13 protein-coding genes are annotated in these 15,091 nt (G+C 74.2%); 7 read left to right on the top strand and 6 right to left on the bottom strand.

Features of this window, described 5'->3' with window-relative positions:
• Positions 1-33: 33 nt before the first annotated feature.
• Positions 34-552, bottom strand: a complete 519-nt coding sequence (locus tag ACIRRS_RS06680; protein WP_402966059.1) for an SRPBCC family protein — start codon at positions 550-552, stop codon at positions 34-36.
• A 109-nt stretch (positions 553-661) separates the two neighbouring features.
• Here ACIRRS_RS06680 and ACIRRS_RS06675 point away from each other — a divergent pair, with 109 nt between their 5' ends.
• Genes ACIRRS_RS06675 through ACIRRS_RS06660 form a run of 4 tightly spaced genes read left to right on the top strand, consistent with a single transcriptional unit; the run spans position 662 to position 3,098 of the window.
• Complete coding sequence (locus ACIRRS_RS06675; protein ID WP_402966057.1) at positions 662-1,078, top strand: hypothetical protein; 417 nt, start codon at positions 662-664, stop codon at positions 1,076-1,078.
• Between the two features lie 28 nt (positions 1,079-1,106).
• Entirely contained in the window at positions 1,107-1,763 is a 657-nt protein-coding gene (locus ACIRRS_RS06670) for a formylglycine-generating enzyme family protein (protein WP_402966055.1), read from the top strand.
• Entirely contained in the window at positions 1,760-2,509 is a 750-nt protein-coding gene (locus ACIRRS_RS06665) for a hypothetical protein (RefSeq protein ID WP_402966053.1), read from the top strand. The genes ACIRRS_RS06670 and ACIRRS_RS06665 overlap by 4 nt, the downstream gene beginning before the upstream one ends.
• Positions 2,510-2,549: 40 nt before the next feature.
• The gene (locus ACIRRS_RS06660) at positions 2,550-3,098 is read left to right on the top strand and encodes a GNAT family N-acetyltransferase (RefSeq protein WP_402966051.1); all 549 of its coding nucleotides are present in this window, start codon (positions 2,550-2,552) and stop codon (positions 3,096-3,098) included.
• Positions 3,099-3,316: 218 nt separating this feature from the next.
• Here the strand turns inward: ACIRRS_RS06660 and ACIRRS_RS06655 are convergent, their stop codons facing one another.
• Both ACIRRS_RS06655 and soxR read right to left on the bottom strand, forming a co-directional pair.
• A complete protein-coding gene (locus ACIRRS_RS06655) occupies positions 3,317-4,240 on the bottom strand; it encodes a phosphotransferase family protein (RefSeq protein WP_402966049.1) in 924 nt (307 codons plus the stop codon).
• 470 nt (positions 4,241-4,710) lie between these two features.
• Positions 4,711-5,253, bottom strand: a complete 543-nt coding sequence (soxR, locus tag ACIRRS_RS06650; protein ID WP_402966047.1) for a redox-sensitive transcriptional activator SoxR — start codon at positions 5,251-5,253, stop codon at positions 4,711-4,713.
• Positions 5,254-5,309: 56 nt separating this feature from the next.
• Here soxR and ACIRRS_RS06645 point away from each other — a divergent pair, with 56 nt between their 5' ends.
• Positions 5,310-6,011 carry a transketolase gene (locus ACIRRS_RS06645; protein ID WP_402966045.1) on the top strand — a complete coding sequence of 234 codons (702 nt, stop codon included), beginning with the start codon at positions 5,310-5,312 and terminating at the stop codon, positions 6,009-6,011.
• Positions 6,012-6,110: 99 nt separating this feature from the next.
• Positions 6,111-7,025, top strand: coding sequence for a transketolase family protein (locus tag ACIRRS_RS06640; RefSeq protein ID WP_402966043.1), 915 nt, complete (start codon positions 6,111-6,113; stop codon positions 7,023-7,025).
• Here ACIRRS_RS06640 and treZ read toward each other — a convergent pair.
• From treZ to glgX, 3 genes are all read right to left on the bottom strand, one after another.
• Complete coding sequence (gene treZ, locus ACIRRS_RS06635; RefSeq protein WP_402966041.1) at positions 7,013-8,776, bottom strand: malto-oligosyltrehalose trehalohydrolase; 1,764 nt, start codon at positions 8,774-8,776, stop codon at positions 7,013-7,015. The two genes, ACIRRS_RS06640 and treZ, sit on opposite strands and share 13 nt — an antisense overlap.
• A 2-nt stretch (positions 8,777-8,778) precedes the next feature.
• Positions 8,779-11,184 carry a malto-oligosyltrehalose synthase gene (gene treY, locus ACIRRS_RS06630; RefSeq protein ID WP_402966039.1) on the bottom strand — a complete coding sequence of 802 codons (2,406 nt, stop codon included), beginning with the start codon at positions 11,182-11,184 and terminating at the stop codon, positions 8,779-8,781.
• Positions 11,185-11,257: 73 nt separating this feature from the next.
• The gene (gene glgX, locus ACIRRS_RS06625; protein ID WP_402966037.1) at positions 11,258-13,411 is read right to left on the bottom strand and encodes a glycogen debranching protein GlgX; all 2,154 of its coding nucleotides are present in this window, start codon (positions 13,409-13,411) and stop codon (positions 11,258-11,260) included.
• Between the two features lie 389 nt (positions 13,412-13,800).
• Here glgX and ACIRRS_RS06620 point away from each other — a divergent pair, with 389 nt between their 5' ends.
• Entirely contained in the window at positions 13,801-15,075 is a 1,275-nt protein-coding gene (locus ACIRRS_RS06620) for an SAV2148 family HEPN domain-containing protein (protein WP_402966035.1), read from the top strand.
• Positions 15,076-15,091 lie beyond the last annotated feature (16 nt).

The following is a 15,091-nucleotide window of genomic DNA, read 5'->3' as shown; positions in this document are numbered from 1 at the left end:
GCCGCGAATCACCCCAACTCCGTAGGTTCCAGGTCAGGTCGGCCATTGTGAGGGCTCACGGGGGTCTTGCCGCAAGGGCGGGGGTGCGCTATAGCTTGGAAATGGAGGGGGACGCCCTTCCTGGCGTGCGAACCGCTCGCGCAGCGCGGCCAGCCCGGTGGTGAACACCCCCTGCACCAGCGCCGTCGACTCCTCGCGCTGCTGCGGGTCGACGTCGAAGACGGCGCTCCACTCGACGAAGCTCGCGCCCAGTTCGGTCACCGGGGCGAGGCGCAGGGTGGCGCGGTAGCCGACCAGCGCGAAGGTGCCGTCCGGGAACCCGTACGTGTGGCTGCGGCCCTCCGCGTCGTAGGCGAGCAGGGTCTCGCGCAGCACGACCCCGTTGAACTCGAACACCCGGATCGAGCCGATCGCGTTGCCGTGCAGCTCGTTGCCGGCCGTGCTCGGCGGCAGCCCCGGGTGCCACTCGCCGAGGCGGTGGAAGTCGCCGATCAGCGCCCAGACCTCCTCGGCCGGGGCCTGGACGAGCGTGCTGACGTACGTTCCCGCCATGGTGTGCCGCCTCTCTGATGATCCATCAGGGTCTTGGTCTCCATCCTGGGCCGCGTGCGCGCCCGATGCCAGAAGGCGCGGGCGCCGGGGCCTGTGGGACGATCGCCGCATGCTGTTGACGTGGATCGCCGAAGTGGCGGAGGAACCGCTCGCCCTGGAGCCGGACGACCGGCGGGTGGAATGGGAGACCAACACCTGGCTGCTGGGCGGAGAGGACGACGACCGGGGCGAGCTGGCCGCGCCCGAGGTCGTCGCCGCCTTCGAGCGGACGGCCGAGGGCCTGCGGGTGCGCATCCGCGACTCGGGCTACGCCGGGGTGGCGACGTTCTACGTGTGGCACGACGAGCAGGCGCGGCAACTGCGCTGCTCCACCGGCTCGGTGGGCCCCGACGACCTCCCCTTCGGCGGGGCGTACGTGCCGTCCGAGGACCTCGCGCCCGTCGTCGAGGACTTCCTGCGGGGCGTCGACCGCAACCGCTCGCCGTTCCCGGTGTGGGTCAGGGGCGTCGGAATTCCCTCGCGCTGATCGCGGCGGCCTGCCTAGGATCGCGATCATGGACGCGAGTACCCGCCTGATCGCCGTGCCGTTCGGGCACGTCACGTTGTCGGACCGCCGCACGCAGCGCCGCTGGGACGTCGAGGTCGGGCCGTACGAGCTGGCGCCCTGTCCCGTCACCCGCGAGCAGTACCAGGGCCTCGCGGGCGACCGGCGGCCCGCCGACGGCGTCTCCTGGCACGACGCGGTGCGGTACTGCAACGAACTCTCCCTGCGCGAGGGCCTCTTGCCCGCCTACCGGCTGTCCGGCGAGGACGTCACCTGGGACACCGGCGCGGACGGGTACCGCCTGCCCACCGAGGCCGAGTGGGAGCACGCCTGCCGCGCCGGGACGGACGGGCCGCGCTACGGGCCGCTCGACGAGATCGCCTGGTACCGGGGCAACTCCGGGGAACGGCCGCACGAGGTCGGTGAGTTGGCGCCCAACGCGCTCGGGTTCCACGACCTGCTCGGCAACGTGTGGGAGTGGTGCTGGGACGTGTACGACGCCGAGGTGTACGGGAGCTACCGGGTGCTGCGCGGCGGCGGCTGGTTCGACGAGCACTGGAGCTGCCGGGCCTCCGTGCGCCGCCGCAGCCACCCCACGCTGCGGATCGACGACGTCGGCTTCCGCCTCGCCCGCACGCCCCGGCGGCCGTCGGAGGTGCGGCGGTGAGCCCCATGCAGGTGGCGGCGGGACAGGACCCGCGGACGTGGGGCATCGTCCTCGACTTCGAGGACATGGAAGGCGTGGTCGGCGACCTGGTGCCGCCGCGCCAGGCGCCGATGCCGGTGATGAGCGCGCTGGACACCGCGCGCGAACTCCTGCGGCACTCCTTCCACCGCTACGAGTTCGGCACCGTCGCCGTGGTGCACTCGCTGCACGCCCTGGACCAGGTCCTCGCGGGCAACCCGGCGCCCCCGCAGGCGTTGCCCGTCGAGCTTCCGGTCGAGCTTCCCGCCGAACTCGCCGCCGAACTCGGCCGCGCCCGGGCGCTGCGCGAGGATGTCGCGAGCGGCAAGGACACCAGCGCCGCCATCACGCCCACGAGGGCGGTCCTCATGGTGCGCGCCGTCTTCGAGGCCGTCGCCCTGCTCCTGCCCCCGCCCGCCGACCCGCCGGAGGGCAGCGTCACCGGGCACTGGGAGGCGCACCTGGACGCCCGGTTCCCGCCGGGCTTCGTCGGCACGGAGATCGAGGGCGAGGACCTCCTCATGCTGGACTCCGGCGTCTCCAGCCTCGTCCACGCGGAGCTGAACCGCGGGCTCGACGAGATCGACATCGGCCGCCTCTGGACGTGCATCACCACCCTCGACAGGGTCGTGCCCGCCATCCAGGAGACCTACTGCGCAAGCTACTTCGCGCGGCTGCGCACACTCGCCGGGCTCGTCGCCGCCCGCTACGTCCCCGAGGCGACCTGACCTGCGGAACCGTGGAGGCGGCGCCGACGTTGGCGCGGGCATGAGCGAAGAAGAGATCACACTGCGCCCGATGGACGAGGAGGACCTCCGCTCCCTGACCGACCTGGTGGGGGACCCGGAGGCGCTGGGGGAGTTCCAGTGGTTCGGCTGGCGGAGCGCGGGCCGGTTCCGCCGGGAGTGGGCGGAGGACGGGCTGCTCTCCGAGGAGCGGGTCATGCTGGCCGTACGGGTCGGCGCCGGCGGCGGGGAGTTCGCCGGGTTCGTCGCCGCCCGCCGCACCGGGATGCGGCCGGTGGCGCCGCACTGGAACATCGGCATCCAGCTGGTGCCCGGGGTGCGCGGGCGCGGGATCGGGACGCGGGCGCAACTGCTCATCGCGGAGTACCTGTTCGCACACACGCCGACGATGCGGGTGGAGGCGGACACCGAGACGGGCAACCTCGCGGAGCAGCGCGCGCTGGAGAAGTCCGGCTTCCAGCGGGAGGGTGTGCAGCGGGCGCTGACCTTCCGGGACGGCGAGTGGCGCGACGTCGTCCGGTACTCGCGGCTGCGCACCGACCCCCGGCCGGCGGCGGTTGCGGCGTCTTGAGGCGCGCTTGTGCCCCTTGTGCCTTCGGCGCCCCTGCCCCCTGCCGATCGGCAGGGGGCAGGGGTGTTCTTGCTGCTCAGGATGTGCCGATCGGTACCTGTGGGATCGGGCCGGAACCGTCAACCTTGGTGACACCGGAGCGGAGGCCGTCGGGGTCTGCGCGGGAGGAGGTCGTCGTCATGGGGCGTTTCGTTCGACAGGTCGTTGCGTGGTGGCGCTCAGGCGGTGCCGAACCACTCCTGCGCCAGGTCGTCCAGGGTGGTCGCGGAGGGCTTCAACTCCCTCAGGTACCACGGCAGGTGGCTGTACACGTGCAGCAGGGTGTACGCCATCAGCAGGCGCGGGTCGGCGGGGCGGCCGTAGCCGTCCAGCAGCCGCCCGAACAGGGCCGGGTCGGCGCGGGTGGTGAACAGGCCGACCGCGACGAGGTCGTACGCAGGGTCGCCGATCATGGCGGGCTCGAAGTCGAACAGGCCGGTGAGGCGCCAGCCGTCGGCCGGGTCGACGAGCAGGTGCTCGCGCATGAACTCGGTGTGCAGCAGCGCGCGTTCCGGGGCGCGGGGGAGCGGCGCCGCCTCCAGGAACTCCGGGATCTGCTCCAGCCATGCCTGCGGCAGCCCGCGCTCACGCTGCCGCTCCACCGCGCCGGCCCGCTGCCGCGCCAGGAACGCGGCCCAGTCCCCGGGCCCGAGCACCGGCGCGAGCGGCTCCGGGTCGAGCCCGTGCAGCACGGCCAGCGCCTCGCCGCACTCCCGCGCGATCCGCCCCCGCTCGGCGTCCGGGACACGCGGCCAGGCCGTCGCCAGGCCCTCACCGGCCAGGCGGGACATCAGCACGTAGCGCCACCCGTTGACGTACTCCCCGGCGGCCTGGACCTCCGGCGTCGGAATCGGCAGCGCGCCGTGCAGCCGGGAGAGCACCCGCTCCTCCACGACCCCGTCCCGCGCACTCGGCGGCGGGAACAGCTTCAACACCAGCGCCCCGCCCACGGCGTACACCGGCACCGACCCCTCGGTGAACCGCTCCAACGGCACCCCGCCGAGCCCCAACCGCCCACAGAGGTCCTCGGCGCCCGCCCTCAGCACCGCCTCGTCCTCGGCGAGGACGTCCCACTGCTCTTCCGTCTCCACCACCGGCAACATGCCAGCACCGTAAGCACCCCGACGCCGGCCCCGCAAAACCCTTTCCACGAGAGGAGCACGATGGCCCCACCCACCCCAGGCACCCCACCCGCCTGCGGCCCCTCGCCTGCGGCCGGCCGCCCAACTGTCGCCACCTGCCTGCTTCCCCGTGCCACCTGCCTGCGGTCTGGCAGCATCCACCTGCCGCCCCCGCCACCCGCCTGCTGGCCGCCGGCGCGGACCGTCCCGCTTCCCGGGGTGTTCGTCAGCGCACCGCGCGGGCGGCCTCTGGGTGCTTGGGGGCGAGAGGGTGCCGTGTGCGCGAGTGCGCCGGCCGCCGCCCACTCCTCGGGGCGCTGTGGCCGCAGATCCCTGGCCGCCCGCGCTGTGACGTGCCCTCCGCCTCTGCGATCGCCACGGCCGCCCTGTCACTGCCTCCGCTGCCTCTGCACCTGCTGCTTCTACACCCGCGACGGCCGCCGCCCTGGTGGCTAGCGGGCGCCGCAGGGGGTGATGTCGGGGGTGGTGGGTTCGGGGCCGGTGGCGGGGTCGCGGGTGAGGAGGTAGCGGGCGCCGGGGCCGGATTCGCCTGCGCGGTCGGCCTGGTTGTAGAGGGCGCAGCGGGTCAGGGAGAGGCAGCCGCAGCCGATGCAGCCGGTGAGCTTGGCCTTGAGCCGTTCGAGTTCGGCGATCTGCTCGTCGATGCGGTTCTGCCAGGACGAGGCGACCTCGTCCCACTCCTCGCCGCTGGGCGCGGGCCGCTCCGGCAGGCGGTCGAGGGCGACGCGGGCCTCGTCGAGGGAGAGGCCGACGCGCTGGGCGGCGCGGACGAAGGCGATGCGGCGCAGGGTGGAGCGGGTGTAGCGGCGCTGGCCGCCGGTGGTGCGGGTGGCCTGGATGAGTCCGAGGCTCTCGTAGTAGCGCAGCGCCGAGGCCGCCAGCCCGCTGCGTCTGCCGAGCTGCCCGATGGTGAGCAGGTCGCTGTGGCGGGGGCCGGGTGCGCGGTCGGGGGCACGGTCGGGAGTCTCGGTCACGGGCACTCACTGTAGCCGCTTGACCTCAAGCTCGCTTGAGGTTGCACGATCGGGGCATGACGACGAACGCGGCAGCGGATGCACGCTTCGAGGACCTCCCGAAGCTGATGGCCCTGATGACCGGCGACGAGAAGCACGACCCCGCCGCCACCTCCACCCTGGACGCTCTCTGGGTGCTGTACGACCGGGTGCTGCGCGTCTCCCCGGCCACCGTCGGGGCCCAGGACCGCGACCGGTTCCTGCTCTCCAAGGGCCACGGCCCGATGGCGTACTACGCCGTCCTGGCGGCCAAGGGCTTCCTCGACCCCGAGGTGCTGCCGAGCTTCGGCGGCTACGACTCCCCGCTCGGCTACCACCCGGACCGGATGCTGCTGCCCGGGGTGGAGATCTCCTCCGGCTCGCTCGGCCACGGCCTGCCGCTGGCGGTCGGCACGGCGCTGGGCCTGCGGGCGCAGGGGCTGACGGACCCGGTGGTGTGGGTGCTGCTGGGCGACGCGGAGTTCGACGAGGGCTCCAACCACGAGGCGGTGGCCTTCGCCGGCGCGTACGGCCTGGAGCGGCTGCATGCGGTGGTGATCGACAACTCCTCGGCCACGCACGGCTGGCGGGGCGGCATCGCGCAGCGCTTCGCCGCCGAGGGCTGGTCCACGGCCACGGTGGACGGCCGCGACCACGAGGCCCTGCACCACGCCTACACCGCCGAGCACCCGGGCCGCCCGCACGTCGTGGTCGCCCGCGTCGAGCCCAAGAACTCCTGAGCCCGAGAACTCCTGAGCCCGAGAACTCCTGAGCCCAAGAACCACTGAACCCGCCACCCGCAGACCCGCAGCCGGAAGCACCAGAGAGGCACCCCACCCATGGACACCATGCGCGAACGCTTCATCGACGTCACCACCCGCCTCCTCGACGAGGACCCCCGCCTGGCCCTGGTGCTCGCGGACATCTCCGCCGCCGCCTTCGAGCCCGCCCAGGAGCGCCACCCGGACCGGGTGGTCAACGTCGGCATCCGCGAGCAGCTGCTGATCGGCGCGGCCGGCGGCCTGGCCCTGTCCGGGATGCGCCCGATCGCCCACACCTTCGCCAGCTTCCTGGTGGAACGCCCCTTCGAGCAGGTCAAGTTGAGCCTGGTCCACCAGGGCGTCGGTGCCGTCCTGGTGAGTGCGGGCGGCAGCTACGACAACCCTGCGGCCGGCCGCACCCACATGTCCCCGGGCGACGTCGCCCTCCTGGACACCCTGCCGGACTGGACGGTCCACGTCCCCGGCCACCCGGACGAGGCGGAGCGGCTGCTGCGCCACGCCTACGCGGACGGCGACCGCAATGTCTACGTCCGCCTGTCCAACCACCAGAACGCCGCCCCGATCGCCGTCGAGCCAGGCCGCTTCACCACCGTCCGCAGCGGCAGCCGCAGCGGTGGCGGCGCCGGCGGCGGCGTGGTGATCGCCGTCGGCCCGATGCTGGACGCGGTCCTCGCCGCCACCGAGGGCATGGACGTGACGGTGCTGTACGCGGCGACGGTGCGCCCCTTCGACACGGCGGCCCTGCGCGCCGCCGTCGGCGAGCGCCCGGACGTGGTGCTGGTGGAGCCGTACCTCGCGGGCACCTCCGCGAACGCCGTGCACGAGGCGCTGGCCGACTGCGCGCACCGGGTGCTGGCCCTGGGCGTGCCGCGCGCCGAGCACCGCCACTACGGCTCGATGGCGGAGCACGTGGCCGCGTACGGCCTGGACGCCGCCTCGCTGCGCGAGCGCATCGGCACCTACCTCTGGTAGCCGACCGAGCAGACCGAGCAGACCGAGATGATCGCCACCGAGTCCGCCCCCACCCGCACCCCGCCGCCCTCCAGCGCGGCCGCCCCGAAGGCCGCCACCACCTCCCGCCCCTCGCCCTCCAGCGGCAGCACGGCCTCCTCCGCCCCGAGGTTGACCGCGACCCGGTACGGCCCCCGGTGCACCACCACCCACCCCCGCTCCTCCGAGAAGTCGACCCGCACGGCCCCGAGGTCCGGGTCGCCCAGTTCCGGCCGCTCCCGCCGCAGCCGGATCAACGTCCGGTACCAGTCCAGCAGTTCGGCGTGCGGCGCCCGGTGCGGCTCGGTCCAGTCGAGGACGGAGCGCAGCACGGTGGCCGGCTCCTGAGGGTCGGGCACGGCCTCGGCGGCCCACCCGTGCTCGGCGAACTCCCGCCGCCGCCCCTGCCGGACGGCCTCGGCCAGCCCCGGGTCGGTGTGGTCGGTGAAGTACTGCCAGGGGGTGGCCGCGCCCCACTCCTCGCCCATGAACAGCATCGGGGTGAACGGTGAGGTGAGCACCAGCGCGGCCCCGCAGGCGAGCCGCCCGCCGCCGAGGCTGGTGGAGACGCGGTCGCCGAGGGCCCGGTTGCCGATCTGGTCGTGGGTCTGGAGGTAGCCGAGCAGCCGGTGCCCCTCGCCGAGCGGGCCGAAGGGCCGCCCGTGGCTCCGGCCCCGGAAGCCGGACCAGGTGCCGTCGTGGAAGAACCCGTGCCGCAGCGTCTTGGCGAGGGCGGCGAGCGGGGCGCGCGCGAAGTCGCCGTAGTAGCCGTGGGATTCGCCGGTGAGCGCGCAGTGCAGGGCGTGGTGGAAGTCGTCGCTCCACTGCGCGGCGAGGCCCTGCCCGCCGGCCTCGCGCGGGGCGGTGGTGCGCGGGGTGTTGAGGTCGGACTCGGCGACGAGGAACAGCGGGCGGTTGACGGCGACCGCCAACGTCTCGACGGCCAGCGCCAGTTCCTCCAGAACGTGCACGGCCCGGTGGTCGACGAGGGCGTGCACGGCGTCCAGCCGCAGCCCGTCGAGGCGGTAGTCGCGCAGCCAGGAAAGCGCGCTGCCGATCAGGTAGGCGCGCACCTCGTCGGAGCCGGGGGCGTCCAGATTGACGGCCGAGCCCCACGGGGTCTGGTGCCGGTCGGTGAAGTACGGCCCGTACGCCGGAAGGTAGTTGCCGGAGGGGCCGAGGTGGTTGTGCACCACGTCGAGGATCACGCCGAGCCCCCGCCCGTGCGCCGCGTCGACGAACCGCTTGAGCCCGGCCGGCCCGCCGTAGGGCTCGTGCACGGCCCACGGCGACACCCCGTCGTAGCCCCAGCCGTGCTTGCCGGGGAACGGGCAGACCGGCATCAGCTCGACGAAGTCGACGCCCAACCCGACCAGGTGGTCGAGGTGTTCGGCGGCCGCGTCGAAGGTGCCGCGCGCCGTGAACGTGCCGACGTGCAGCTCGTACACCACCGCGCCCGGCAGCGCCCGCCCGCGCCATCCGGCGGCGGACCAGCGGAAGGCCGCGTGGTCGACGGCCCGGCTGGGCCCGTCCGGCCCGTACGGCTGCCGGGGCGAGCGCGGGTCGGGCAGCGGGGGGCCGCCGTCGAGCCGGAAGGCGTAGTCGCCCTCGGGCGCCACGCCGCTCCACCACCCCTCCCGCTCCGGGCAGCGCGCCAACGCGTGCCGGAACCCGCCGACCTCGACCTCCACCCGGTCGCCCGCCGCCGGTGCCCACACCTCGTACACCGCCATGCTCAGCCCCTTCCGCCCTCTCTCGTCAGCAGCGCCACCGGGTACACGGCCAGCAGGTCCGCGACCGGCACCGGCCCCGCGGGGAAGCCCCGCTGCGTCAGCTCCTCCGTCCACGGCCCGCCCCCGGGCAGCTCCAGCACGGCGGAGCCCCAGCCGCCGGAGCGCTCCAGCCCGTACGGGAGCCGGGTGACGGCGGTGACGACGCCCTCGCCCCGGGCGAAGGCCAGCAGGTGCCCGGGCGCGGCCAGCGGCCGGTACGGGCCGAGCGGGCGCGCCCGGCGCAGGTGCAGGGCCGTGGCGGTCAGGTGCAGCTTCTCCCGGGCGAGGTCCCCGGGCCGCGCGGCGGCGGAGTCGGTGAGCCGCACGGCGAGCGCGCCGAGGTCGACGACGCCCCGGTTGTCGGGGTCGACGAGCGTGTACAGCGGCTCCTCGCCGCCCTGGTACACGTCCGGCACGCCGGGCACGGTCAGGTGCAGCAGCGCCGCCGCCAGCGTGTTCGAGCGGGCGTACGGGGCCAGGGCGCGCACCCGTTCCTCGATCCGGCCCAGCAGTGCGGGGGAGTCGTACACGGCCCGCGCCCGCCGCTCCAGCGCCCGCTCGTAGGAGGCGTCCGGCGCCGTCCAGGAGGTCCGCTCCTTGGCCTCGCGCGCCGCCTTGAGCAGCGCCGCGACCAGCCGGTCCGGCCCGATCGGCCAGGCCGCGACGAGGGTGTGCCACAGCACCCAGTCCGCCTCCGGATCCCATGGGTCCGCACCCGACCACCCGGCGAGCTCCGCCGCCCACTGCCCGGGCAGCTCCGCCAGCACCGCCAGCCGCGCCCGGGCGTCGGCGCTGCGCTTGGTGTCGTGCGTGGACAGCGCCGTCATGCTCCCCGGCCACGCCTGTTCCAGGTACGCGCACCACGCGTGGAACTCCTCCGGCGCGACCCCCGGCCGCCCGGGCTCGCCGCCGACCTCGTTCAGGCCCGGCAGCGCGTTCCACCGGTAGAAGGCGGTGTCCTCCACCCCCTTCGCGGCCACGGCCGCCGCCGTCTGGGCGAAGCGCACGCAGAACTCGTCCTCCTCCGCCCCGCGCCCCAGCAGCCCGAGCGCCAGCGCCGTCACCAGCCGCTCCGTCGGGCCCTCGGCCGTGTCCAGCAGCCCCTGGAGGTGCCGGTCCCCGCCCTCCTCCCCGGGCCGCACGTACGGCCGGTACACCGGGTACGCGGTGAGCAGCCGCCGCAGCGCCCCGTGCAGCTCCCAGGGCGCGTGGTCGGCGTACGCGGGGTCGGCGGCGCCGATCCGCAGCGCGATCCGCACCAGCCGGTCCACCTCGGCGGCCAGCTCGCCGCGCGGCGCCGTCATCTCCGCCCGCCCCCGCCGGGCCTGCTCCACCGGCCCCGCGCCGTCCCCCGACGGCAGGCCGGTGAACTCCCGGTACGCCGCCGCCAGGCGCCGCGCGCCCTCCCCGTCCAGGAGCACCCCGTCGATCCGGCGCAGCGCGTCGTACCCGGTGGTGCCCGCCACCGGCCAGTCGGCGGGCAGCCGCTCCTCGCCGGTGAGGATCTTCTCCACCACCACGTACGCCCCGCCGGTCGCCCCGGCCAGCCGCCGCAGGTACCCGCGCGGATCCGCCAGGCCGTCCGGGTGGTCGATCCGGAAGCCGTCCAGGACGCCCTCGCGGTGCAGCCGCAGCAGCACGGCGTGGGTCGCGGCGAACACCTCCTCGTCCTCCACGCGCAGCGCGATCAGCTCGTTGACGGTGAAGAACCGCCGGTAGTTGAGCTCGGTCCGGGCCAGGCGCCAGTGCGCGAGCCGGTACCACTGCCGGGCGAGCAGCTCCGCGAGCGGCAGCTCCTGCGTCCCGGGCCGCAGCGGCAGCTCGTGCGCGTGGTAGCGCAGCACCGGGCCGTCGACCGCCAGCTGGTCCAGCACCGCGCCGATCCGGTCGCCGAGCAGCGGCAGCAGCACCCGCCCGCGCCCGGGCGCGTCGGCGGGCCCGCGCTGCGCCGTCCAGTCGATGTCGAACCAGCGGGCGTACGGCGAGTCGGGCCCGTCGCGCAGCACCTCCCACAGCGGCCGGTTGAGCCGCTCGGGCACGGGCACGGCCATGTGGTTGGGCACCACGTCGGCGATCAGCCGCAGGCCGTGCCGCCGCGCCTCGGCGGCGAGGGCGCGCAGGGCGTCCTCGCCGCCGAGCTGCTCGCTGATCCGGGTGTGGTCGACGGTGTCGTAGCCGTGCGTGGAGCCGGGCGCGGCCTCCAGCAGCGGGGACAGGTGCAGGTGCGAGACGCCGAGGGCGGCCAGGTAGGGGACGGCCGAGGCGGCGTCGCGCAGGGTGAAGCCGGGCTGGAGCTGCAGCCGGTAGCTCGCGGTCGGCGGGTGGACGGCGTCCGGGCGGGCCTGTGCGGGCTCGGCGTCGGAGGTCATGCCTCCATAGGTACCCGTCCGGGCCCGGGGCCAAGACCCGCTGCTGGCCCGAACAGGTGACCGCCGGGGCCTGTCAGGCCGGCCGCTGGAGGACCATCATCGACCGGTCGGTCAGCCACAGCGCGTCCCCGGCCTTGACCGTCGCCCCCGTGCCCGGCGCCGGCAGCCGGGGCTGCGCCGTGTCCACCACGACCTGCCACTCCTGCCCGTGGTCGGCCGGCACGGTGAACTCCAGCGGCTCGAAGTGCGCGTTGAACATCAGCAGGAACGAGTCGTCGACGATCCGCCCGCCCCGCCGGTCCGGCTCCGAGATCGCGTACCCGTTGAGGAACACCGTCAGCGACTTGGCGTAGCCGACGCCCCAGTTGCGCTTGGTCATCTCCTCCCCGGCCGGGGTGAACCAGGCGATGTCGGTGAGGTCGTCGTAGGCGCCCGAGGCCGACACCGGCTGCCCCGACTGCGGGCGCCCCGACACCGGCCGCCCGTGGAAGAACCGCCGCCGCCGGAACACCGGGTGGTCGCGGCGCAGCCAGATCATCCCCTGGGTGAACTCCAGCATCCGCGCCTGCGGCCCGTCCCCCTGCGGCCAGTGCACCCAACTCAGCTCGTTGTCCTGGCAGTACGTGTTGTTGTTGCCCAGCTGGGTGCGGCCCAGCTCGTCCCCGTGCGAGAGCATCGGCGTGCCCTGGGAGAGCATCAGCGTGGCGATGAAGTTGCGCTGCTGGCGCGCCCGCAGCTCCTCCACCGCCGGGTCCTCGCCCGGGCCCTCGACGCCGTGGTTCCAGGAGCGGTTGAAGGACTCCCCGTCCCGGTTGTCCTCCCCGTTGGCCTCGTTGTGCTTCTCGTTGTACGAGACCAGGTCGCGCAGCGTGAAACCGTCGTGGCAGGTCACGAAGTTGATGGAGGCGATCGGGCGGCGGCCGTCGTCCTGGTACAGGTCGGAGGAGCCCGTCAGCCGGGAGCCGAATTCGGCCAGCGCCGCGTTCTCCCCGCGCCACAGGTCGCGCACCGTGTCCCGGTACATGCCGTTCCACTCCGTCCACAGCGGAGGGAAGTTGCCGACCTGGTAGCCGCCCTCGCCGAGGTCCCAGGGCTCGGCGATCAGCTTGGTCTGGGAGACCACCGGGTCCTGCTGGACGAGGTCGAAGAAGGAGGACAGCCGGTCCACCTCGTGGAACTGCCGGGCCAGGGTGGCGGCGAGGTCGAAGCGGAACCCGTCCACGTGCATCTCGGTGACCCAGTAGCGCAGCGAGTCCATGATCAGCTGGAGCACGTGCGGGCTGCGCATCAGCAGGCTGTTGCCGGTGCCGGTGGTGTCCTCGTAGAAGCGCTGGTCCCGGGCGAGGCGGTAGTACGAGACGTTGTCCAGGCCGCGCAGCGACAGCGTCGGCCCGAGGTGGTTGCCCTCGGCGGTGTGGTTGTAGACCACGTCGAGGATCACCTCGATACCGGCCGCGTGCAGCGCCTTCACCATCGACTTGAACTCCTGCACCTGCTGGCCCCGGTCGCCCGTGGAGGAGTAGGAGGAGTGCGGGGCGAAGAAGCCGATCGTGTTGTAGCCCCAGTAGTTGGCCAGCCCCAGGTCCCGCAGCCGGTGGTCCCGGACGAACTGGTGCACCGGCATCAGCTCGATCGCGGTGACGCCGAGCTTGGCCAGGTGCTCGATCACCGCCGGGTGCGCCAGGCCCGCGTAGGTGCCCCGGATCTCCTCCGGGATGCCCGGGTGCAGCCGGGTGAGGCCCTTGACGTGCGCCTCGTAGATGACGGTGCGGTGGTAGTCGGTGCGCGGCGGCCGGTCGGTGCCCCAGTCGAAGTACGGGTTGACGACCACCGAGTGCATCGTGTGCGGGGCCGAGTCGAGGTCGTTGCGGCGCTCGGGCGCGCCGAAGTGGTAGCCGTAGACGGACTCGTCCCAGTCGATGGTCCCGCTCATCGCCTTGGCGTACGGGTCCAGCAGCAGCTTGGCCGCGTTGTGCCGCAGGCCCAGGCCCGGGTTGTACGGGCCGTGCACGCGGAAGCCGTAGCGCTGCCCCGGCTGGACGCCCGGCAGGTAGGCGTGGCGGACGAAGGCGTCCGTCTCGCGCAGTTCGACGGCCGTCTCGGAGCCGTCCTCGTCGAGCAGGCACAGCTCGATCCGGTCGGCGCTCTCGGAGAACACCGCGAAGTTGGTGCCGGCCCCGTCGTAGGTGGCGCCGAGGGGGTAGGGCTTGCCCGGCCAGACCTGCATGAGTCCTCGACTTCCTGGGGGCGTGGGGTGAGCGTGGGGTGACCAAGGGGACGTGGGGTGACGAGGGGCGTGGGGTGACGAGGGGCGTGGGGTGACGAGGGGCGTGCGGTGACGACGAACCGGATGGCGAACCAGAGGGCATACTCCCCGAGCCTTCCCCCGACGGCCGGGACACGCGGCCCCGGTTCGCCCGAACGGGTGTCCGGCCCGGCATTCCTGTGAAGAGACGCCCAGGTGATCCCCGCGAGCCCCCCTCGACCATCCGGCTGCGGGCCGCTCACGCCGGGCAGTACCCTTGATCGTCCGGCCGCGCCGGCCGGTGGCGATCCGTCAGCGGCCCCCGTCCGCCGCCGGTTCCGCAACGAAGCAGCAAACCAGTGAGGTGGCGCATGGTGTTCCCCGCCGGCGGCCGGGGCTCCGGGCCGGGCGGCCCCGCCCGGGGCGGCGCCCGCAGCGAGGCCCCCACGGTGGTCATGCGCCCCACCCTGACCGGCCGCCCCCTGGTGCCCGCCCAGGCCGGCCCCGTCGAGATACCGGCCCTCGCCTGGTCCGCCGCCGAATGGGAGGACGCCTACCAGCGGGTCCGGCTCTCCGGGCGCGCCTACGTCTGGCTCAACCTCGTCGAGCAGCGGCTGCGCTCCCTCGTCGACGAGGTCCTCCACCCCATCTACGCCCCCGCCCACGGCGAGGACTGGGTCACCGCCGCCGCCGGCCCCGCCGGCGAGGAGTGGGCCCACCGCGCCGGCGCCGTACGGGAGGTCAGCCGCCGCAAGGGGTACCTGCTCGACCCGGCCGACGACGACCCGCTGGTCTTCCTCACCCTGCCGCAGCTGCGCGAACTGATGGTCCAGCACTGGCCCTGCTTCGAGCCCTACCTCGCCGACCGGCGCGAGATCGAACTCGCCCTGGACGAACTGGAGGTGGCCCGGCACGTCGTCTCCCGCAACCGCGTCCTCACCGGCACCGTCCTCGCCCAGACCGAACGCGCCGCCGCCCGCCTGCTCGCCGTCCTCGACGGCGGCGCCGGGGGAGTGCCCGCCGACGTCGTCGAGTCCCTCGTCGCCGGGCGCTACGCCGACGTCGTCGCCGTCCACGCCGACCGCGTACGCCTCCAGCGCGACCTGCCCGTCGAGGACCTCCTCGACGGCGCCCGGCGCCTCGACGCGCTCGGCATCGGCCTCGGCATGCTCTGCCAGAACTACACCGGCAAGCGCCTCGTGCGCCTCGCCGGGGACGGCTGCCGCGTCCGGCTGCTCTTCCTCAACCCCGCCAGCAGCGCCGTACGCCGCCGCGAACGCGAACTCGGCCTCGGGCGTGGCGAGTTGGCGCGATCCATCGAGATGAACATCATGCACGTGCGCCGCGTCCGCGCCCGGCTGCGCGACCAGGGCGGCTTCGAGATCCGCGTCTTCGACGAGACCCCCCGCTTCACCGCCTACCTCGTCGAGGGCCCCCGCCCCACCGGCCCCGTCGCCGGGCGCCGCCAGAGCCGCGACCTCGGCGTCGTCCAGCCCTACCTGCGCCGCGCCCGCGGCATGGAGTCCCCCGCGCTCGTCCTGCGCGGCGGCGCCGGCCAGCAGCCCGGCGGCACCGAGGCGGGCCTGCTGGAGGTCTACCGCGAGGAGTTCGAGGGCGCCTGGGACGACTCCCGTCCCGTCTCCTGAAACACGCTGGTCGGGC

This window comes from Kitasatospora sp. NPDC101183 (assembly GCF_044767945.1).
GTDB lineage: Bacteria > Actinomycetota > Actinomycetes > Streptomycetales > Streptomycetaceae > Kitasatospora.
The sequence above is the reverse complement of the archived record's forward strand: the minus strand, read 5'-3'. Positions and strand labels throughout refer to the sequence as shown.

Coding starts and splice junctions, on each gene's coding strand:
- ACIRRS_RS06680 (WP_402966059.1), bottom strand. CDS start 552: ATGGCGGGAACGTACGTCAGCACGCTCGTCCAGGCCCCGGCCGAGGAG.
- ACIRRS_RS06675 (WP_402966057.1), top strand. CDS start 662: ATGCTGTTGACGTGGATCGCCGAAGTGGCGGAGGAACCGCTCGCCCTG.
- ACIRRS_RS06670 (WP_402966055.1), top strand. CDS start 1,107: ATGGACGCGAGTACCCGCCTGATCGCCGTGCCGTTCGGGCACGTCACG.
- ACIRRS_RS06660 (WP_402966051.1), top strand. CDS start 2,550: ATGAGCGAAGAAGAGATCACACTGCGCCCGATGGACGAGGAGGACCTC.
- ACIRRS_RS06655 (WP_402966049.1), bottom strand. CDS start 4,240: ATGTTGCCGGTGGTGGAGACGGAAGAGCAGTGGGACGTCCTCGCCGAG.
- ACIRRS_RS06645 (WP_402966045.1), top strand. CDS start 5,310: ATGACGACGAACGCGGCAGCGGATGCACGCTTCGAGGACCTCCCGAAG.
- ACIRRS_RS06640 (WP_402966043.1), top strand. CDS start 6,111: ATGGACACCATGCGCGAACGCTTCATCGACGTCACCACCCGCCTCCTC.
- treZ (WP_402966041.1), bottom strand. CDS start 8,776: ATGGCGGTGTACGAGGTGTGGGCACCGGCGGCGGGCGACCGGGTGGAG.
- treY (WP_402966039.1), bottom strand. CDS start 11,184: ATGACCTCCGACGCCGAGCCCGCACAGGCCCGCCCGGACGCCGTCCAC.
- glgX (WP_402966037.1), bottom strand. CDS start 13,411: ATGCAGGTCTGGCCGGGCAAGCCCTACCCCCTCGGCGCCACCTACGAC.
- ACIRRS_RS06620 (WP_402966035.1), top strand. CDS start 13,801: ATGGTGTTCCCCGCCGGCGGCCGGGGCTCCGGGCCGGGCGGCCCCGCC.